The 624-nt window shown below is 45.0% G+C and carries 1 protein-coding gene; it reads left to right on the forward strand.

Annotated features, from left to right (window positions below; all coding sequences use genetic code 11):
• The coding region (locus B3W37_RS12675; protein ID WP_483176037.1) for an ATP-binding protein at positions 1–305 on the forward strand (305 nt) is incomplete at its 5' end.
• Between the last annotated feature and the right edge of the window lie 319 nt (positions 306–624).

The following is a 624-nucleotide window of genomic DNA, read 5'->3' on the forward strand; positions in this document are numbered from 1 at the left end:
AAGGTACGCTGAACAACTATCTCGGAACGCTCAAACGGGTGGAACTCATGATAATTGATGAGATTGGGTTTGTGCCGCTGCACAAAGAGGCTGCCGAGCTTTTATTTCAGGTCATATCCGACTGCTATGAGCGAAGAAGCCTGATCATCACCTCAAACCTTGAGTTTTCTGGATGGAATACGGTGTTTGGTGACAACCGCCTGACGGCGGCCCTGATCGACAGGTTAATCCATCACAGCCACATCCTCATCTTTTCGGGTGAGAGTTACCGGCTGACACAATCCATGCTGCGGCAGAAAAAGTAATGTGGGTATTTGTCGCGCCGAATCTTTACCTTGCTCCGTTCGGGCTCCGCCCTCTCTCCATAAGGTAAAGATTCGAAAGTCCAACCAAAACGGGGCGCTCAAAATGTTTGCAGTGAGACTCGGAAGACAAAAACTATGCCACCGATAATGTGTGAATTTGGTCTCGGGATCAAAATATTGTATTAATGAAAACAGGGCTGACAAGTGCTAACCTTTTTGGGGCCCAAATGCTAACTTTTTAACTTGACAAAGACACTTTGAGATATTCGTTGCTCTTTGTGATTTTATTAGGGTTATCGTTTTTATATAAAACAACATC

The organism is Syntrophomonas sp. UBA5494 (genome assembly GCF_002426325.1).